Genomic DNA, 18,804 nt, shown 5'->3' on the forward strand with positions numbered 1-18,804 from the left:
CGCCGGGAGCGGCAAACCCCGGCGGTGCCCGGTCGCGGGCGTCGGCGGGCGCCGGGCGGTGGGCGGCCGGTCAGTCGCGCAGCGTACGCAGGATGCGGGCGAGCTGAGCCCGGTCGGCGGGTGCGAGGCGGCCGAACAGCTCCTCGGCGGCGGCCCGGCGGGCGGCGTGGATGGCGGCGCCGGCACGCGTGCCCTCCTCGGTCGGCGTGACCAGGGTGGCGCGCCGGTCCGCCGGATCGGGCCGGCGCCGCACGAGCCCGCGCGCCTCGAGGTCGTCCACGACCTCGGTGGCGGAGCGCGGGGCGATGCGTAGGTGCTCGGCGAGCGCGCTGAGCCGCAACGCGCCGTGCCGGAGCAGCACGCCGAGGGCCCGGGACTGGCCGGGCGTCACGTCCCAGGGCGCGAGCGCCTCGCCGGTGCGGTGGCGCAGCCGCCGGGTCACCGCCCGGAACGCCTCGGCCAGGCCGTCCTCGGTGCTGTCGGTGTCTGCCGTCACGGGGAATACCGTAGCAGCGGAAGCTGTTGCTCCCTCATGTTGAGGTAACCTCAGCATATCCGACGTGAGGAAGTATCCCTTGGAACTCGTCCCCTCCGGCCGCGACCGCGGCCCCCGCAAGGTCAGCGCCGCCGAGAAGGCGCAGGCCCGCCAGGTGTCCCTGCGGCGCATCGGCGCCCTGTTCGCCCGGCACCGGGCGGCGCTCGCCACCGTCACCGCGATCATCGTGGTCTCCTCGGTGCTCGCCATGGCCTCGCCCTTCCTGCTGCGCGCCGTGATCGACCGGGCCCTGCCGGAGCGCGACCTGGCCCTGCTCGGCGCGCTGGTCGCCGGCATGGTCGCCGTCGCCGCCGTGACCTCGGTGCTCGGCGTGGCGCAGACCTGGATCTCCACCCGGGTCGGCCAGCAGGTCATGCACCGGCTGCGCACCGACGTCTTCACCCACCTGCAACGGCAGTCACTGTCGTTCTTCACCCGCACCCGCACCGGCGAGGTGCAGTCCCGCATCACCAACGACATCGGCGGCATGCAGAGCGTGGTCACCTCGACCGCCACCTCGATCGCGGCCAACCTGACCACCGTGGTCGCCACGGCGGCGGCGATGGTCGCGCTCTCCTGGCGGCTCTCCCTGGTCTCCCTCGTCGTGCTGCCGCCGGCCGTCTGGCTGACCCGCCGGGTCGCCCAGCTACGCCGCGAGATCACCGCCCAGCGCCAGCGCGAACTCGCCGACCTGAACGTCACCGTCGAGGAGGGGCTGTCGGTCAGCGGCGTACACCTGGCCAAGACCCTCGGCACCGGCCCCGCCCTGGCCGCGCGCTTCGCCGCCTCGTCGGACCGCCTGGTCGACCTGGAACTGCGCTCCGAACTCGCCGGCCGCTGGCGGATGGCCACCATGAGCGTCGTCTTCGCCGCCATCCCGGCTGTCATCTACCTCAGCGCCGGCCTGCCCGGCGCCGCCGGCACGCTCAGCATCGGCACCCTGGTCGCCTTCACCGCGTTGCAGGGCGGGCTGTTCCGCCCCCTGATGGGCCTGCTCAACGTGGGCGTCTCGGTGACCGCCTCGCTGGCGCTGTTCGCCCGGATCTTCGAGTACCTGGACCTGCCGGTCGAGGTGGACGACCCCGCCGAGCCGGTCGCCGTCGACCCGCGCCGGATCCGGGGCGAGCTGCGCCTGACCGACGTCACCTTCCGCTACCCGGGCAGCGACACCGCCGCCGTCGCCGGGATCACCCTCGACGTGCCGGCCGGCACCGGGCTGGCGCTCGTCGGCGAGACCGGCTCCGGCAAGAGCACCCTGGCCGCGCTGGTCAGCCGGCTGCACGACCCGACGAGCGGCCGGATCACCGTCGACGGCGTCGACCTGCGCGACCTGCGCCTGGCCGACCTCGCCGCGATCGTCGGCGTGGTCAGTCAGGAGACGTACCTGCTGCACACCACCGTGCGGGAGAACCTGCGCTACGCCCGCCCGGACGCCACCGACGCCGAGATCGAGGCCGCCGCCCGGGCCGCCCAGATCCACGACCTGATCGCCGGGCTGCCCGACGGGTACGACACCGTCGTCGGCTCGCGGGGACACCGCTTCTCGGGCGGCGAGAAGCAGCGCCTCGCGATCGCCCGTACGCTGCTGCGCGACCCACGCATCCTGATCCTCGACGAGGCCACGAGCGCACTGGACACCGAGACCGAGCGCGCCGTGCAGCGGGCGTTCGACGAGGTGGCCCGGGGTCGCACCACCATCACCATCGCGCACCGGCTCTCCACGGTGCGCGACGCGGACCGGATCGCCGTGCTCGACCACGGCCGGATCGTGGAGTCCGGCAGCCACGACAGCCTGGTGGAGCGCGCCGGCCGCTACGCCACCCTCGCCGCCTGACGATGGCCGGCGCCACCGGCGGCGGCCAACCGTTCCGGGGCTGCCGGACCGACGCACGGACGACCACAATCATCCGGTGCAGCGTCGGGGGTGGAGATGGGGCCTGCTCGTCGTCGTGGCGGCCCTCGCAGCGAGCGGGACGGCCTGGGTCTGGCTGCGGTACGACTTCGAGAAGGTCAACTGGACGTGGGGCGTGGTCGCCGGGTTCATCGGCGTCTACGTCGTTCTCGACCAGACCCTCACCAGCCGGCAGGCGGACTCGGGGGCGGCGGCGGTGCACCGCCGGGCGGCGGCCGACGAGCTGCTCGAACTGGTCCGCCGCGAGCCGACCGACGAGGCCCTGCTGCGGGCAGTCGACGAGCCCTACCCGCTCCCGGTGACCTGGCGCACGGCGACGGCGCGGCTGTTGCCCTCGTGGCGCGCCATCGGCCGGTCCAGCGACGCCGGCCCAATGGACCTGTCCGGTCGCCACGGGACGCTGTGGAGCCGCTACCGGAGCATCCCGTCCGGCCGCCTGCTGGTGCTGGGTCCGCCCGGCTCCGGAAAGTCGATCATCGCGCTGCGGATGGCTCGGGAGCTGCCGCCGCACCGGGACGCAGACGCGCCCGTACCCGTACTGCTGCCCGTCGGGTCCTGGGACCCGACCGCCGAGACGTTCCACGACTGGCTGGTGGACCGGCTCGCCCGGCGGTACACGCCGCTCGCACCCAGCCATCCGCGCCGGGTAGCGGTGCTGCGGGACCTGGTGGAGACGGACCTCGTCGTACCGGTCCTCGACGGGCTGGACGAGGTGCCCGAGGAGCAGCTGACCGGCTGCCTGGAGGAGCTCAACCAGCTGTCGACGCAGCGTTTCGTGCTGACCTGCCGCACCTCCGTCTACGAGAAGTACCTCGCCCAGGGCGAGAAGGTGCGCGGTGCCGCCGTGGTGGTCATCGACCCGTTGCCCCCGGACGACGTGGCGGAGTACCTCGTCGACGCCGCGCCCCTGCACCAGGCCGAGGGCTGGTCGACCGTGGCGGCGCGGATCGGCAGTGACGCGGAGCTGAGCGCGGCGCTGTCCACGCCGCTGATGGTGGCGATGGCGCGCAGCGCGTTCGACCAGCCCGGCACCGATCCGCGCGACCTCGTGCCGCTGGCGGCCAGTCGGGGCCGCAGCTCCGTGGAGGACGAGCTGTTGTCCCGCGCGGTCGACGCCGCGCTGCGGTCCCGGCGGGGCGCGCAGGGGCTGCGTCGGTGGGAGCCGGCGACGGCCCGTCGGTACCTGGCCTTCCTGGCCGCGTACCTGGAGTCGCTGGACGTCCGCGAGTTCCGCTGGTGGCAGCTGCCGACCGCGCTGCCCCGACTGTTCTGGGCGGCCGTCGACGGTCTGCGGACCGGACTGGCGGTCTGGGTGACCCTCGCCCTCGCCGGGGACGGGCTCAGGTCGGTGGCCGCAATGGTCACCGACCAGCGGACCGCCGAGCTGCTCACCGCCCTCGCGGACCACCCGGGGGATCTCGCGGTCGCGGCCGCCGCCGTGGCCGTAGGGGCCGCCGCGCTACGCGGTGGCGCCCGGGGGCCGGCCCCGCGGCCGACCCGGGTGGTCTTCGTCGGCGGGTGGGGCGCGCTTCGCGAGGGCACGCTCGACGGGCTGGTCCGGGGCGTGTTCTGGGGCATGCTGACCTGGCTCGCGCTGTGGCTGTCCACCCCGCCGTCCGCGCTCGTCGCCGAGCTGGACCGGCTGCCCGGGCTCACGGGCTGGCCGGTGGAAACACGCGCCGGCGTGGTGCTCGGCGTCGTCTGGTGCGTCGTCGTCGCGCTCCGGTCCGCCCTACGCGTCGACTTCGCGGCCCCGGCCGCGGAACTCGGGGCGACCGGCGCGGTCGAGACCGTCCGGGCCGACCGCGCGGCGACGGTCGCGTCGGTGCTGCCGGCCGTCGCCACCGCGCTCGTCGGCGTACTGGCCGGTGTCGCGGCGCTCTGGGTGACCGGCCTGCTGCCCCGGACGCCGCCGCTGCCGGCCGTCGCGTACGCCGGGGTGGGCCTGGGGTTGGGCTGGTGGACGCTGGCGCGTGGGGGTGGCGCGTGGGTCCAGTTCGGCGTGGCCCGGATGGTGCTCGCGGCGCGCGGGCACCTGCCGCACCGGGCTGCTGGCGTTCCTGGAGCACGCCGAGACGGTCGGCCTGGTACGGCACGGCGCCGGCGCGTACCGGTTCCGACACGGCCGCGTTCAGGGCCGGCTGGCTGCCGGCTCGCTGGCCGGGCGACGGGGGAGCAGGCTGCGCGAGGAGTTCGGTGTCGAACTGGCCCGGGCCGGATACTGGACGGAGGCGCTTGGCGTCTTCGCGGCCGTCACGCGGGCCCGCGCTGCGGGCGTCGGGCCGGCCGACGACCTCACGCTGACGTCGCTGCGTAAGGCGTTGCTGGTGGGCGCCGCGGCCCGGGAGTGGGGTCGGCTGGCGGAGCTGCTGGAGCCGGTGCCGACGCCCCTCACGCCCCCGGCGGGGTCACCGCTGTCCGAGCGGCGTGGACGGGTCGCCGAGCTGGTCGCCGCCAGGGCGTCGCTGCCCGAGTTGCGCGCCGCCTGCGACGAGTTGATCCGCGCCGAGGACCAGGCGGGCCGGCCGTTGGCCGCGACGAGGGAGTTCCTGGCGGTCGTCCGCTACGCCGAGGGGGAGGTGGCGGCCGCCCGGGAGCACCTGGAGCGACTGGTTGAGGCGGCGAGCGCCGGCGCGGGATGCGCGACGCCCGTCGGCGCGGGGCTGCTGGCCCGGATGATCCTCGACGCCAACGCCAACGCCAACGCCAACGCCAACGCCGACGCCGACGCCGACAGGAGCCGGGACGCGGACGCGGCCGGCGACACTGCCACGGACGATGGCGGGGACCGGGACGACGGCGGGGACGTCGCCTCGGTCCTCGCCGTCTGTCACGCGCAACTGCTACTGGCGGACGACCGCGAGGACCGGACCGACCCGCTGGTGCTCGCGCAGACCTGGGGATGGTCGGTGGCGGTGATGCTGCGGGTCGTCGACGAGCGGACGGAGCTGCGCGACCGGGTCCGCGCCGCGCTCGCCGCGCAACGGGCCCGCGGGCGGGGGATCCAGCTGACCAGGCGGGAGGTGGCGGAGATCGGACTGCAGGCGTGCCACGCGATGATCGGCCATCCGACACTGGGGGCCCTCGGGGTGGCCGCGACCCGCCGGCTCGTCGACGTGCTGGACGCCCCGGAGATCGTGGCCCGGACGGTGCGGCGCGGCGCGCCCATGTGGCACGACGGCTGAGCGCGACCGGCCCAGCACTTCGGGCGCGTCGTCGACGGTGGCTTCGGCGGCGCGGCCGTAGCGTCTCACAACTGTCTCGTAAACCGTCTCATTATCGTCTCGACGCGGGGTCGAGGTGACGGTAGACGGTGGCCCGCGAGACCCCTAGCGCGGCGGCGATCTCGTCGGCCGACTGGCGGCCCTCGGCGTACATCCGCCGGGCCGCCTCGACCTGCTCCGGGCCCATCGCCTGCGGCCGCCCCGGTCGCCGTCGGCCCCGCGGGGCGTCGCCGCCCGTGGCCGCGCCGAAGTCCCCGGTCGGGAGGTCCTCCGGCGGGTCGCCGAGCAGTTGGCGTACGCCGTCGAGCATGTCGGCCCGCAGCACCTCGACCGGAATGTCGGTAAAGAAGACGACCGGGTCGCTGCACGCGGCGACCGCCTGCACCGCCCGGACCCGCTCCCGGCGCCCGGCGTCAGGCCCGGCGATCAGGTCGTTGGCCCGCATCGCGATCCGCATCAGGCGGTGGTAGGTGTCGCCCCGGCCGACGAGCGCGATGTCGTGGAAGAGCATGCCGAGCGGGCGGCGGTGGCCCAGGATGGTGTCCACCCAGCCCTCCAGCACCGTCCAGCGGGCCCGTTCGGCCGGCCCTGCCTCGGCCGCGTCGAGCAGCGCCTCCAGGTCGGCGACCAGCGGCTCGACCAGGGCCGCGAGCAGGTGCTCCTTGGCGGGGAAGTGGTAGAGGATGGCGGCCTTGGTCAGCCGCAGCCGTTCGGCGATCTGGCGCAGCGAGGTGCGCTGGTAGCCGTGCTCGGCGAACAGGTCGAGCGCGGCGCGCAGGATCCGGGTACGCGTGTCGTCGGGCGCCTCGACGGTCATGGCGGCAAGCCTAGCCGCGCCTGACCGGTGGGAGGCGACACTGTTGATTTGACTGACCACCGGTCAGTACAGTGGGTTCGTCGGCACCGCCAGCGGCAGGAGGGGTCATGTCCGTCATCTCCATCGACGACCTGGTCAAGACGTTCGGCAGCGTCCGCGCGCTCGACGGGCTCGACCTGAAGGTCGGGGCCGGGGAGGTGCACGGCTTCCTCGGGCCCAACGGCTCCGGCAAGTCCACCACCATCCGTATCCTGCTCGGCCTGCTGCGCCGCGACGCGGGCGACGTGCGGGTGTTCGACGCCGACCCGTGGCGCGACGCGGTGGCCCTGCACCGCCGCCTGGCGTACGTGCCCGGCGACGTGAACCTGTGGCCGAACCTCTCCGGTGGCGAGGCGATCGACCTGTTCGGCCAGTTGCGCGGCGGCCTCGACCGGCGCCGCCGTGACGACCTGCTGGAGCGCTTCGACCTCGACCCGACGCGCAAGTGCCGCACCTATTCGAAGGGCAACCGGCAGAAGGTCGCCATCGTCGCGGCCTTCGCCTCGGACGTCGAGCTCTACGTGCTCGACGAGCCGACCTCCGGGCTCGACCCGCTGATGGAGGCCGTGTTCCAGGACGAGGTCCGCCAGCTCAAGCGCGACGGCGCCACCGTCCTGCTCTCCAGCCACGTGCTGGCCGAGGTCGAGGCGCTCTGCGACCGGGTCAGCATCATCCGCGAGGGCCGCACCGTCGAGTCCGGCACCCTCACCGAGCTGCGCCACCTCACCCGTACGGCCGTGACGGTCGAGACGGCCCGGCCGGCGACCGGCCTGGACGCCCTGCCCGGCGTCCACGACGTGCGCGAGGTCGACGGGCGCACCCACCTGGAGGTCGAGCCCGCCCACCTCGACGAGCTGCTCGGGCACCTCGTGCGCTTCGGCGTCCGCGCGCTGACCAGCGCCCCGCCCACCCTGGAGGAGCTGTTCCTGCGCCACTACGGCGACGAGCGCGCCGCCGTTGCCGGGCCCTCCGCGCCGGTGGCGGGTCCCACCGACGGCCGCAGCCCGGGCGCCGAGCGGCCGGCGGGTGCCCGGTGAGCGCGTTCACCGGCACCGGGCGGCTCGCCCGCCTCGTGCTGCGCCGCGACCGGGTCCGGCTGGCGATCTGGGTGCTCGGCACGCCCCTGCTCGGCTACGCCCTCGCCGGCAGCGTCAAGGAGTTCTACCCGGACGAGGCGTCCCGGGTCGGCTACGCCAGCACGTCGGCGTCCAGCCTCGTCGCCCGCGCGTTCAACGGGCCGATCGCCGGCACCGACCTCGGCGCGGTGGTGGTCGCCGAGACGTACGTGACGCTGGCCCTGCTCGCCGCGCTGCTGAGCACCTTCGCGGTGGTCCGGCACACCCGGCAGAACGAGGAGACCGGCCGGGCGGAGCTGCTCGGCGCCTCCGTCGTCGGCCGGTACGCGCTGCTCACCGCCGCCCTGCTGGTGGTCGTCGCGGCGAACGTGGCCGCCACCGCCCTGCTCGCCGCCGCCCTGGCCGGCGCCGGACTGCCGCTCGCCGGGTCCGTTGCCGCGGCCGCCGCGGTCGGCGGCGTCGGGGTGGCGTTCACCGGCGTCGCCGCCGTCACCGCCCAACTGTCGGTCACCTCCCGGGGCGCCAACGCGCTCGCCGCCGCCGCCGTCGGCATCGCCTTCCTGCTCCGCGCGGCGGGAGACGTGCTGGGCGAGCAGACCGACGGCGGGCTGCGGGTGGTCAGCGCCTGGCCGTCCTGGCTCTCGCCGCTCGGCTGGGGCAACCAGGTCCGCGCCTTCGGCGGCGAACGCTGGTGGGTGCTGGCGCTGCCCGTCGCGCTGCTGGTCGCCGGGGTGGTGGCGGCCTACGCCCTCGCCGAGCGGCGGGACATCGGGGCCGGGCTCGTCGCGCCCCGGCGCGGACCGGCCACGGCCGCACCCGGGCTGCTCAGCCCCGCCGGACTGGCCTGGCGGTTGCAGCGTGGCACGCTGCTCGGCTGGGCGGTCGGGGTGGCGGTGCTCGGGTTCTCGATGGGCATCGCCGGCGACGAGTTCAACGCCATGATCGAGGAGAACCCGGCCGCCGCCGAGGCGATCAGCGCCATGGGCGGCGGCGCGCGGCTGATCGACGCGTACCTGGCGGCGATGCTGGGGCTGTTCGCGCTGACCATCGGGGCGTACGTCGTGCAGGCGCTGTTGCGCACGCGCGGCGACGAGACCGACGGGCTGCTGGAGGCGGTGCTGGCCACGGCGGTCGGCCGCACCCGCTGGCTGACCACGCAGGTGGTCGCGGCGACGCTCGGTGCGCTCGCCCTGGTGCTGCTGGGCGGGCTCACCACCGGCCTCGGCTACGGCCTTGTCGCCGGCGACCCCCTCGGCCGGGCCGTCGAGCTGGGCGGGGCGGCGCTGGTACGGCTGCCGGCCCTGTTGGTGGTTGCCGGGGTGGTGACGGCGCTGTTCGGTCTGCTGCCCCGCTGGTCGGTGGCGCTGTCCTGGGCGGCGCTGATCGCGTTCCTGCTGCTCGGGCAGCTGGGCGCGGTGCTCGACCTGCCGCAGGCGGCGCTGAACCTGTCGCCGTACACCCACGTGCCGTCGGCGCCGGCGGTCGACCCGGCGGCGCTGCCGCTGGTCGTGCTGACGGCGGTCGCGGCGGCGCTGCTCGCGGCCGGCCTGGCCGCCTTCCGCCGTCGCGACATCCCCAGCTGACTTGGTGTAAGGAAGGGCCCCTTGTTAACGCATTCTGTAGTACAAGGGTCCTTCCTAACACCTGTGGAGGGCGGCTGGGGGCAACTGACAGCCCCGACTTTCGTGGGACCGTGAGGGTCGCGTGTGCGGCGCCGGGCGAGGCCGGGGCCGAGCTGCTCCAGTGGGGTTATGTCACGGTGCGGCGAGGGGCTCCCGCGATCCGGTGTCGAGCAGCCCGGTCACCCGCGCGATCGCGTCGCGGATCATCTCGCCGTACCCGTCGTCGGGCAGTTCGGCGGCGAGCGGCGCCGCGACCGTCACATGGTGCCGGGCGCGCTCGCCGTCGCCGGCACGGCGGTACCCGTCGGCGAGATTGAGGTGCAGGGACGGCAGGAAGGCGCGGACCTGCAACGAGGCATGGTGCCGCTGGACGCGTGCGTCGCTGAGGTCGGCGACGGCGGCCAGCGCACGGCGGTCCCACCGCAACTCTTCCGCGACGGAATCCTGAAGGTCGGCCAGGTGGTGCGCGATAGTGCAGCGGTGCAGGGCGTCCCCGGTGTCACCGACCCGGTGCCAGAGTTCGGTGAGGGCGTCGCGGGCGGTGGCCTGGTCGCCGGCCCGGCCCAATTCCAAGGCGCGGCCGATGTCCGCCATGACCTCGTCGGTGTCGTTCGGATCCATGGTGCTCCTCATGGTCGGGCCGGTGACCGGCCGTTGGTCCTCGCGACACATGCTGGAGACTCGACGAACTCGAGGGTCAAGCCCTGCGAAGAAGGTGGGAGCCGTAGCAGCGGCCGGGCCCGCTCGGCGGGACGACCGGCTGGCGCGGATGGGAGCGTCGGCCGTCTCCGAAGTGACGGGTAGCTGACAGTATCGACATGCGTGCCCCGTGTGTGTCGTACCGGGGCGGGAAGCTGGGTTCCCCACCCTTCGGAGGTGCCGCATGCCGTACGTGAAACCCCACGTCCGCCGGAACGGAGCCCGGGTGCGGGGGCACTACCGCAGGCGGCGGCCTGCCGGCGGTGGAAGACCCGCGCGGCGTGGTCGTTCCGGAGGCGGCTCGGGAAACGGCTGGGGTCTCGGCCTTGGGGGATTGGCCGTGTTCGTTGCGGTCGTGCTGATCGTCGACTTCGTCCGGCGGTACCCGTACTGGTCGGCCGCCCTGGTCCTGGTTGTCGTCGCGAGTGCCGTCGCCGTGGTGTCGGCCAGGGCGAAGCAGCGGGCACGCCAGCGGGCCGAGCAGGCCGAGCGCGACCGGGCGGTCGCGGTGACCGACGGGATGACCGGGTCCGAGTTCGAGCAGTGGTTCGCCAGGCTGCTGGAGGCGTCCGGATTCCGGCACGTCCAGGTCCGAGGGGGCTCCAGGGACCGGGGTGCCGACGTCACGGCGATCGCCCCGGACGGACGGCGTGTCGTCGTGCAGTGCAAGCGGCAGAGCCTGACGAACCGGGTCGGCAGCGCCGCCATCCAGCGCTTCGCCGGCACCTGTCGGGAGGTGCACGGCGGTGAGCTGTGCGTGATCGTCACCAACGGGTTCTTCACCGCCGGTGACGGCGTGCGTCTCGCCCGGCAGCTCGGCATCGTCCTGGTCGACCGGCGGGTGCTGGAGACGTGGGCCTGGACGGGCACGCCGCCGTCGAGCCTGCGCGGCAGGTGACCCGGTGGGCGGCTCGGGTTGCCGCCGGCTGGCAGGCTCGCTGTCATGGGAAGTGTCGCCGCGCAGTTGCCCGCGCTCATCGGCGTGTTGATCGGGACCATCGGCACGATCGTCGCCACCTCCGTCGCCGATCGAAACCGCTGGAAGCGGAACCAGTCCGTTCGCTGGGATGACCGGCGGCTCGACGCGTACGTCGAGTTCGCGCGGGTGGTCAAGGAGATCCACGCCGTCGCCGTGCGCATGCTCACCAGTGAGCGACCCCACTCGCGCTCGCACCGCATAGACCGGGAGGAAGGGCTCACCCGGTTGGCTGAGGCCGACGTCCGGCACACCTTGGCCTGGGAGAGCCTCCTGCTGCTTGGGGACGCCTCGACGGTGTCGGCGGCGCGCACCTGGCGGGACGCCGTGTGGGGGATCGAGCGGGCGGCCCGCGAACTCACCGTGGGGGACGACCCCGCCGATCTGCTGCACCGGGCGAACGAGGCGCGGGATCTCTTCTACCGCGCGGCCCGCGGCGGCCTCGGGGTCAGCGGCGGTTCAGTCGCCCAGGCCATGATGCTGGAGGGAAGGCTGGACGAGATCCGGGCGAGCAGAGCGTCACGACAGACCCCGGAGGCGTGGCCTCCGGCCGAGGCAACCGGAGGCGGTGCGTAGCGATCGGGAGCGTCCTGGCCGGCGACGCGCTCCGCGTGGTGTGCCCCGTGCAACCGCAGCCGCCGTACGCCGGCCAGCACCCGGTGAACGCGGGCGAACAACGGAGCCGGTCCGGTTTCCACGTGGAAACGAGCCACCTCGACGCCCACCGGCGTACCTCCCCAAGCGCTGCACGGCGTCATGCGCCACGACTGTAGATCAACTGGTGGGGGTCCAGGGGGCGGGTCACCTGGGCCTAGGATCTTTGGCATGCAGGAGGGCCGGTGGACGACGATCACGCCGTCGCAGTTCGCGCACGAGCGGGAGGCGCTGGCGCACGTCCAAGCGCTGCTGCCCGACACCGAGCCCTACCGTGCCTGGTCTAACTTCACCTTCACCGCGCAGACCGGCCACCCGTACGAGGTCGATCTGTTGGTGGCGGGCCCGGGCGGGCTCTACCTCATCGAGATCAAGAGCCTGGCCGGCCGGCTGACCTCCAGCGGCTCCAACTGGATCTTGTACGGCCCGAACAGCACCCGCACGTTCGATAACCCGCTGCACCTCGCCGACGCCAAGGCCAAGAAGATCAAGTCCCTGCTCCAGGTAGCGGCGAGCCAGCGTAAGGGTCCGCCGCTCAGGATCCCGTTCGTGCAGGCGGCGGTCTTCCTGTCCAAGCCGGGTCTGATCGTCAACCTTGCCGAGCACCACCTGCACGGCATCCACGGCCCCGAGTCGGCGCCCGGCCACCAGCCGGGCCCGCTGCCGACGATCGGCTCGCTGTTGCGGCGTCCACCGCAGGACGAGCGGCAGCGGGTCACCAAGGAGATGTCCGCGGCGCTTCCGGAGCTGCTCAAGGCCGTCGGCATTGCCCGCAGCCGCAAGCACTACCAGATCGGGGCGTGGGAGCTGGACACCCGACCCTTCGATCTGGGCCCGACGTGGCAGGACCACCACGCCCGGCACCGGGAGTTGGAGCGGGAGCACCGGCGGATCCGGATCTATCTGGTCGAGCGCAATGCGGTGCAGTCCGAACGGGCCAGCATCGAACGCGCCGCGAAGCGCGAGATGACCGTCCTGCACGGCATCAACCACCCGGGCATCGTGCGGGTCGACTCGATGGAGTCGCACGAGGCCGGGCCCGCGCTGATTTTCCGGTACGACCACCGCTCCATCCGGCTGGACCACTACATGGCCCAGTACGGCGACCGCCTCGACGCGCTGAGCCGGCTCGCCATGATCCGTCAGCTCGCCGAGACGGTGGCGTACGCGCACCGCCGGCGGCTGCACCACCGCGCCCTGTCGGCCCGCAGCGTGCTGGTCAGCCCGGGCCGCCGGCGGCGCGGCGGCAGCGAGGACGAGGCCTGGCTGGTGCCGCAGTTGCAGGTCAGCGACTGGCAGGCGGCCACCCGGGGTGCCGACACCGCTGGCGGCAGCAGCGGTGACCCGGTTACCCACTCCTCGCACGCCGCCTCGCACATCGAGCACTCCGCCGAGGCGTACCTCGCGCCGGAGCTGACCGCCCCGAAGCCGGACGCGGTGGCGATGGACGTCTTCGGGCTGGGCGCGCTGGCGTACCTGATCCTGACCGGCGAGCCGCCGGCGGCGAAGCGCCCCGAGCTGCTTTCCCGGTTGGCCCGCGACAACGGGCTGCGCGCCACCGCCGTGGCCGACGGGATCAGCCTGTTCGCCGACGAGCTGATCCAGGCGGCCACCGCCCCGGTGCCGACGCAGCGACTCACCACCGTCGCCGAGTTCATCGAGATGCTGCAGGAGGTCGAGGACGAGCTGACCGCCCCGCCGCCCGGCTCGGTGCACCCGGAGGAACGGGAGCCCGAGCAGGTCGACCCGCTGGAGGCACGCGGCGGTGACCGGGTCGGCGAGTGGACGATCAGGAAGAGCCTCGGCACCGGCTCGACGTGCCGCGCGTTCCTCGCGCACAACGAGCGCACCGGCAAGGACGAGGTGCTCAAGGTCGGCCTCTCCGACGAGAAGGGCGCCCGGCTCGCGCACGAGGCGCGGGTGCTCGGCCCGCTCACCGACTCGCGGGTGATCCGGCTGGCTCGGCCCGAGCCGCTGCAGCTCGGCACCCGCACCGTCGTGGTGCTGGAGCACGCCGGCGAACTGACGCTGGCACGTAAGCTGCGCGACGACGGCCGGTTGACCGTCGACGAGTTGGAGACCTACAGCCACTACCTCTTCGGCGCGCTCGACTACCTGGAGGGCGAGGGCGTCTACCACCGCGACATCAAGCCCGACAACATCGCCATCCGAATCCGCCCCAACCGCACCCGCCAGCTGGTGCTGTTCGACTTCTCCCTGGCCGGCGTCTCGGTCAAGGAGACCGCCGCCGGTACCCCCCGCTACCTGGACCCGTTCCTCGGCACCGCCAACCGGCAGGTCTATGACAAGCACGCCGAGTGGTACGCCCTCGCGGTCACCCTGCACGAGATGGCCTCGGGCGAGCTGCCGGTCTGGGGCGACGGCGGCACGGAACCGCAGCTCACCGAGGGCCCGCCGGTGCTGGCCGTGGAGGCGTTCGACCCGGCGATCCGCGACGACCTGGTCGACTTCTTCCGACGGGCCCTGCACCGCGACCACCGGCAGCGGTTCGCCTCGCTGAAGGACATGCGCGACGCCTGGCACCAGGTTTTCCGTCGCTCCGACGCGAGCGCCCCGGTCGGCACCGACCACCCGGAGATCGAGGCCGACGAGCCGGACGAGCAGGCCGCCGAGGCGGCCCGCGACGAGGCCGCGACCCGGGCGACCCGGGCCACCGCGCTGGAGGCCGCCGGCCTCACCCCGCGCGCCGTCTCCGCCGCCCACCGGCTGGAGGCCACCACCGTCGGCGAACTGCTCGCCGTGGCGAACAAGCTCGCCACCCTCCCCGGCCTCGGCGCGCGGACCCGCAAGGAGCTGCAGCGCCGGGTCAAGGAGTGGCGCGGCCGGCTGGGGGAGCGGGAAACCATCTTCACCACCCCCGCCGCCCGCAGGGCGGCCACCGCCGAGGTGGCCACCGAGACCGACGCCGGGCACGGCGACGCCGATCTGGTACGTGTCGGCGTGGACGCGATTGCCACGCTGCTGCTGCCTGCGAAGAACGGCCGCAACGGCACCGAGATCGAGGGCACCCGACTGCTGCTGCACCTGCCCGACGAATCCGGCACGCTGCCGGCGCTGCCGCCCTGGCCGCAGCAGCCGCAGGTCGCCACCGCGCTGGGCGTGAGCTCTGCCCGCATCGCGCAGATCCTCGGCAAGCAGCGCAAGCGCTGGCACGACATCCCCGTCGTCGGCAGCGTCCGTACGCAGATCATCGAGCTGCTGCGCGACGGTGGTCGGGTGATGGGCGTTCCCGAGCTGGCCACGGCGCTGCTCGGCAGTCGGGGTTCGGTGCGTACCGGCGACGCGCTGCGCCGGGCGGTGGCGCTCGCCGCGGTGCGGGCCGCCGTGGAGATCGACGCCCTCGCCGACGAGCCGCGCCTGCTGCTGCGCCGGCACGGCGAGCGGCTGCTGGTGGCCCTCGAAGCGGGCGAGGACGACGCCCCGGACACCCCGGCCGCGCCGGCCCTGCTCGACTACGCCGACGCGCTCGGTAAGGCCGCCGACCGGCTCGCCGCCAGCGAGGTGCTGCCCAGCCCGGCGACGGTGCTGCGTACCCTCGCGGCCGTGACCGCGCCCGGCGGGGCGGCCGACGCGATCGACGAGCGGCGACGGGTGCTGCTCGCGGCGGTGGCCTCGGAGCGGGCCGCCGCGACCGCGCGGCTGGAGCTCTATCCTCGCGACCTCGACCCGGTGCGGGCGCTGCGGCTGGCCCAGGCCGGTGTGGTGCCACCGGCGACCGGGCCCGACAAGCGGCGCGGCCTGACCCCCACGCAGGTGGCAGACCGGGTGACCGCGCGCTTCCCCGAGCTGGACCCGTTGCCGCCGCACCCGAAGCTGGACCGGCTGCTGGCCGAGGCCGGCTTCGAGCTGCGCTGGGACCGCGACCGGTACGTCCCGCCGCCGCCCCGCAACGCGTCGTCCTCGATGTCGTTCGTGCAGCGTCGTCCGTCGGCTACGGCTGCGCCGAGCCGGTGGACGGCGGAGTCACCCGAGCTGGCGGCGGCGATGCGCGCCGAGGAGCGGCTGACGGGCGCCAGGTCCGCCGGAGGGTTCCGGGCTCTGACGGTACGCCTGAACCGGTACGCCCCGGCCCGCGAGGAACTGATCCGGCGCTTCGACGCCCGGCCGGTCAACGTGGCGGCCCGCTTCCTGGACCACCTGCACGCCCTGGTCGACGCGCGCCCGAAACCGACCTGGGAGACGGTGCTGAGAGCCGACATCGCGGCGCCCGATTCTCGGCCGGCGATCAAGCTGGGCGAGTACGCCGAGCAGGCGTGGCAGCTCGCCGTGCCCGAGCTGCGCGCGGAGCTGCGGGCCGGCGAGGGGCCGGTGCTGCTGCACGACGCGGCGGTGCTGGCGCGCTACCGGGCGGTGGACCGGCTCTATGAGCTGGCCGACGCAGCGCGGGGCGGGGCGGGCGACGTGTGGCTGCTCTGCCCGATGGAGGACCCGGCGCTGCTGCCCAAACTGGACGGTGCGGTCGTGCGGGTGGGTGACAACGAGTGGATCGCCCTACCGGATGCCTGGGTCGTCAACGCCCACCGCAGCGCAGTCACCGCTTGACGCACGAGCGTCCACGATGGCCTCGGCACCTCGGACCGCGTCGTTGCCCGGAGCCTGGAACGTGGTGCCCGCGTACGCGGGTGCCTCGTGCGCGAGGGCTGCCATATCTTCCGGCTTGCGAGCCACGGCGAGAGCCGGTGAGCCGTGCAGTTCCCACAAACCGGCCTCGACCCAGCAGAGCTGGCGGTACTTCTCCGGTGCCATGGCCTGCGAGCCGAAGTCCCACCCGACGGCCGAGACGGGCTTGCCGGCGAACTGCCGTCGGGCCCGCTCGCGGTAGGCGTCCCTGGTGACTGTCGCGGGGTGCAGGAAGGACAGGTCGAACCCGTTCTCGGCGAGCCCGAACGCGGCCAGGCCGAAAAGCATGGTGCACTCGATCCCGCTGCTGGCGCAGTAGTCGGCGATGCGGGCCGCACCGTGCAGGGCGCCGGCGTACGACAGCACGTACAGGCGGCGGACCGGGTGGAACCGCTGGTATTCCCGCAGCGCCGCCACGATCGTCGCACCGGAGGCGACGGTGTCGCCGATCAGCAGCGTCGAACCGCCGGCGTCGAACCGCGCGTAGGACACCTCGACCGTGGCGTCGTCGGAGGCGACGGCCACCCTGCTCGTGGAGACCAGGTTCGCCGGCAGGTTCCGGCCCGCCTCGAGGGCGACCGCCTCCGCGAGCTGGTAGACCAGGCCCTTGCTCAGGACGATCAGCTCGGCGATATCCGCGCCGTCGAGTTCGTCCCGGATGTGCCGGACGAACTCCCGGCTGCTGGCGAGGCACGCCCGCCGGAACGGCAGGCCCGTCAGGTTACGGTCGAACAGCAGCGTTTCCAGGTGCCGGTTGTGCACCAGGTGGAGACCGGTCACCCCCGTCCTGGTGCCGATCGGCTCGATAGCACTGGACCCCGTGTCGGCGATCATGCCGTCGTGCTGGGCACTCGCGCCGCGCCGGCCCTGATCCTTCGCAGCGCGTCGAGCATCGGTGTGTCGATGTCGAGCACGTTGCTCTCGTACTCGTTCAGTGCGGTCGACAGCCAGGCAGGGCGAGGTTGGGCCGCCCTGGGTCGGTCGGCCAGCGACACGAGGGCACGACCGGCGGCGGCGAAGTCGTCGACCACCTCGGTGGCGAGCGCCGCCACGTGCGGATGCACGTAGTCGGTCACCCGCACGCCGCGATATTCCAGGACGTCACTGCGGTACTGCGAGTTGCGGGGAGCGACCACGACCACGGGCGTTCCCAGCGTGACCGCTGCCGCCATCTCGACACCGATGCCGATCCCGCGGCGTACCCGCGCGTCGACGATGACCGCCGTCGCCACCATCACCTGGTACATGTCCCGGCCGAACTGACCCAACGTGTTGCCTGCGTCGGGAATAGGGTCGTCCGGATTGAGGAACACGACGTCACAGGGAGCCGCCCCGCCCGCGACCTCCTCCCGCTCCACATCCGTCCAGCAGAGACGCTGTTGATCGCCTCCGCCCTTGATGATCGACCCGGAACAGTAAACGGAAATCAGCATCATCGTGCCCTTCGGTCGGGATCTGTCTGGTTCAACGTGACATCGAGCTTGTTGGCGACGACGGCCACCACGGTCAGCGCCTGCTGAATGGTCGCGGCGTTCTGGAACCTGATGCGCTTCCGCCCGCGGATCACCGCCTCGCGGAGCCGGGCGCGGAGCACCGGATGCTGCGTGGCGGTAGCGACGGTGCCGAACTCGGGAGTCGAGCGCAGGGAGAGCAGATCGGGCCAGCGGGCGCTGCGGTGGACAAAGTCGTGGATGCCGAGCCATCGCAGGCCGAGGTCGAACGAGCGGGCGGACAACACGCGGTCGGCGAGGGACGCCCGCAGCTGGCGGATGCCGCAGGAGAAGTCGCCGAAGTCGAAGTCGGCGACAATGGCGGCGTCGAGGTCGCGGAGGTAACTGGCGAGGTATTCGCGGGACAGGAACATGTCGATCCTGGCCCGTTCCTCGGCTCCCAGGGCCACCGGCACCGTGGCCCGGACGAACCGGCTGATGAAGGCCTGCCCGTCGAGCCGTTCGGGCACGTCATGCAGGTGCGTCTCGACGTCACCGGCCGTCGGAGGCCAGCGACCGGCGATGCTGGCGACCGTCGTGGCCAGCTCGCCGTCCGGCTGTAGCGCGGTGCCCCAGCTCTGACCGATGTCGGTGGCGGTGTTCTGCGCGTAGCGGGGTCGCCAGACGAGGCCATCGGTGAGGCTGCGGTGCGGGGTCAGCTCGTAGGGGTTGCGGGCGTCGCGGCGGTATTCGACGGCCTTGTGCTCCACGTAGGAGTCGAGGTCGGCGATGTGGGAGGAGTAGTGGACCACGCCGCGGACCACGAGTGACCGGATCCGGGTGAGGAAGACCGACAGGCTGGGCACCTCGAACAGGTACGACGCGGGCAGGATCAGTTCCTCGTCGGTGGCGAGCACGGCCAGTCGCGTCGCGTGCAGCGCCTGGGACAGATCCGTCTCCGTGAAACGGGCCGACTGCGGGCGGCCGTAACACGACCGGATCTCCGGATTCAGGTACTGCACGAAGATCGGCCGCTCGCGATCGTAGGTGAGCGGCGCGGCGAAGCGTTCCTCTGGATAGAGGCTGAGCTGCTGCCCCGCCACGTGCAGGTGCAGGTCCCGGCCTGCGACATAGCCGTCACGGTGTGCGCTGACATCCTGCCGGGGCGCGGTCACGCGT

14 protein-coding genes are annotated in these 18,804 nt (G+C 73.5%); 8 read left to right on the top strand and 6 right to left on the bottom strand.

The features are described from left to right. Window positions 1-70: 70 nt before the first annotated feature. Complete coding sequence (locus ACLQ22_RS15310) at window positions 71-496, bottom strand: MarR family winged helix-turn-helix transcriptional regulator (RefSeq protein ID WP_425692847.1); 426 nt, start codon at window positions 494-496, stop codon at window positions 71-73. A gap of 79 nt (window positions 497-575) precedes the next feature. Between ACLQ22_RS15310 and ACLQ22_RS15315 the strand changes: the two genes are divergently transcribed. The 3 genes from ACLQ22_RS15315 (at window position 576) to ACLQ22_RS15325 (ending at window position 5,632) form a co-directional block, all read left to right on the top strand. Further along, window positions 576-2,369, top strand: a complete 1,794-nt coding sequence (locus ACLQ22_RS15315) for an ABC transporter ATP-binding protein (RefSeq protein ID WP_425693051.1) — start codon at window positions 576-578, stop codon at window positions 2,367-2,369. A 76-nt stretch (window positions 2,370-2,445) separates the two neighbouring features. Beyond that, window positions 2,446-4,764: an NACHT domain-containing protein gene (locus ACLQ22_RS15320; protein WP_425692848.1), complete on the top strand. Its 2,319-nt coding sequence runs from the start codon at window positions 2,446-2,448 to the stop codon at window positions 4,762-4,764. A gap of 10 nt (window positions 4,765-4,774) precedes the next feature. After that, window positions 4,775-5,632: a hypothetical protein gene (locus ACLQ22_RS15325; RefSeq protein ID WP_425692849.1), complete on the top strand. Its 858-nt coding sequence runs from the start codon at window positions 4,775-4,777 to the stop codon at window positions 5,630-5,632. Window positions 5,633-5,723: 91 nt separating this feature from the next. Here the strand turns inward: ACLQ22_RS15325 and ACLQ22_RS15330 are convergent, their stop codons facing one another. Then, complete coding sequence (locus ACLQ22_RS15330; protein WP_425692850.1) at window positions 5,724-6,488, bottom strand: TetR family transcriptional regulator; 765 nt, start codon at window positions 6,486-6,488, stop codon at window positions 5,724-5,726. A gap of 107 nt (window positions 6,489-6,595) precedes the next feature. Here ACLQ22_RS15330 and ACLQ22_RS15335 point away from each other — a divergent pair, with 107 nt between their 5' ends. Together ACLQ22_RS15335 and ACLQ22_RS15340 are read left to right on the top strand one after the other, a co-directional pair. Further along, window positions 6,596-7,564, top strand: a complete 969-nt coding sequence (locus ACLQ22_RS15335) for an ATP-binding cassette domain-containing protein (protein WP_425692851.1) — start codon at window positions 6,596-6,598, stop codon at window positions 7,562-7,564. Next, window positions 7,561-9,186 (top strand): ABC transporter permease, encoded by a 1,626-nt coding sequence (locus ACLQ22_RS15340; RefSeq protein WP_425692852.1) that lies wholly within the window; start codon window positions 7,561-7,563, stop codon window positions 9,184-9,186. The genes ACLQ22_RS15335 and ACLQ22_RS15340 overlap by 4 nt, the downstream gene beginning before the upstream one ends. A gap of 171 nt (window positions 9,187-9,357) precedes the next feature. Here the strand turns inward: ACLQ22_RS15340 and ACLQ22_RS15345 are convergent, their stop codons facing one another. Further along, complete coding sequence (locus ACLQ22_RS15345; protein WP_425692853.1) at window positions 9,358-9,846, bottom strand: hypothetical protein; 489 nt, start codon at window positions 9,844-9,846, stop codon at window positions 9,358-9,360. Between the two features lie 418 nt (window positions 9,847-10,264). On the opposite strand from ACLQ22_RS15345, the gene ACLQ22_RS15350 reads away from it, so the two are divergent. The 3 genes from ACLQ22_RS15350 to pglW all read left to right on the top strand — a co-directional run bounded on the left by ACLQ22_RS15350 (window position 10,265) and on the right by pglW (window position 16,117). Continuing rightward, on the top strand, window positions 10,265-10,822 hold the full coding sequence (locus ACLQ22_RS15350) for a restriction endonuclease (protein WP_425692854.1): 558 nt from the start codon (window positions 10,265-10,267) through the stop codon (window positions 10,820-10,822). A gap of 45 nt (window positions 10,823-10,867) precedes the next feature. Beyond that, on the top strand, window positions 10,868-11,476 hold the full coding sequence (locus ACLQ22_RS15355) for a hypothetical protein (protein WP_425692855.1): 609 nt from the start codon (window positions 10,868-10,870) through the stop codon (window positions 11,474-11,476). 249 nt (window positions 11,477-11,725) lie between these two features. Beyond that, window positions 11,726-16,117 carry a BREX system serine/threonine kinase PglW gene (pglW, locus tag ACLQ22_RS15360; RefSeq protein ID WP_425692856.1) on the top strand — a complete coding sequence of 1,464 codons (4,392 nt, stop codon included), beginning with the start codon at window positions 11,726-11,728 and terminating at the stop codon, window positions 16,115-16,117. Here the strand turns inward: pglW and ACLQ22_RS15365 are convergent. The 3 genes from ACLQ22_RS15365 to ACLQ22_RS15375 are packed head-to-tail and all read right to left on the bottom strand — an operon-like array spanning window position 16,067 to window position 18,800. Further along, on the bottom strand, window positions 16,067-17,029 hold the full coding sequence (locus ACLQ22_RS15365) for a hypothetical protein (RefSeq protein ID WP_425692857.1): 963 nt from the start codon (window positions 17,027-17,029) through the stop codon (window positions 16,067-16,069). The genes pglW and ACLQ22_RS15365 overlap by 51 nt on opposite strands. Then, complete coding sequence (locus ACLQ22_RS15370; protein ID WP_425692858.1) at window positions 17,026-17,631, bottom strand: hypothetical protein; 606 nt, start codon at window positions 17,629-17,631, stop codon at window positions 17,026-17,028. The genes ACLQ22_RS15365 and ACLQ22_RS15370 overlap by 4 nt, the downstream gene beginning before the upstream one ends. Further along, on the bottom strand, window positions 17,628-18,800 hold the full coding sequence (locus tag ACLQ22_RS15375) for a hypothetical protein (RefSeq protein ID WP_425692859.1): 1,173 nt from the start codon (window positions 18,798-18,800) through the stop codon (window positions 17,628-17,630). The genes ACLQ22_RS15370 and ACLQ22_RS15375 overlap by 4 nt, the downstream gene beginning before the upstream one ends. Window positions 18,801-18,804 lie beyond the last annotated feature (4 nt).

The organism is Micromonospora sp. DT178 (genome assembly GCF_049841695.1).
GTDB lineage: Bacteria > Actinomycetota > Actinomycetes > Mycobacteriales > Micromonosporaceae > Micromonospora.

What these genes read in the sequence shown, in the direction of transcription:
- ACLQ22_RS15330 (WP_425692850.1), bottom strand. Translation starts at nt 6,488, where the DNA reads ATGACCGTCGAGGCGCCCGACGACACGCGTACCCGGATCCTGCGCGCC.
- ACLQ22_RS15335 (WP_425692851.1), top strand. Translation starts at nt 6,596, where the DNA reads ATGTCCGTCATCTCCATCGACGACCTGGTCAAGACGTTCGGCAGCGTC.
- ACLQ22_RS15345 (WP_425692853.1), bottom strand. Translation starts at nt 9,846, where the DNA reads ATGGATCCGAACGACACCGACGAGGTCATGGCGGACATCGGCCGCGCC.
- ACLQ22_RS15355 (WP_425692855.1), top strand. Translation starts at nt 10,868, where the DNA reads ATGGGAAGTGTCGCCGCGCAGTTGCCCGCGCTCATCGGCGTGTTGATC.
- pglW (WP_425692856.1), top strand. Translation starts at nt 11,726, where the DNA reads ATGCAGGAGGGCCGGTGGACGACGATCACGCCGTCGCAGTTCGCGCAC.
- ACLQ22_RS15365 (WP_425692857.1), bottom strand. Translation starts at nt 17,029, where the DNA reads ATGATCGCCGACACGGGGTCCAGTGCTATCGAGCCGATCGGCACCAGG.
- ACLQ22_RS15370 (WP_425692858.1), bottom strand. Translation starts at nt 17,631, where the DNA reads ATGATGCTGATTTCCGTTTACTGTTCCGGGTCGATCATCAAGGGCGGA.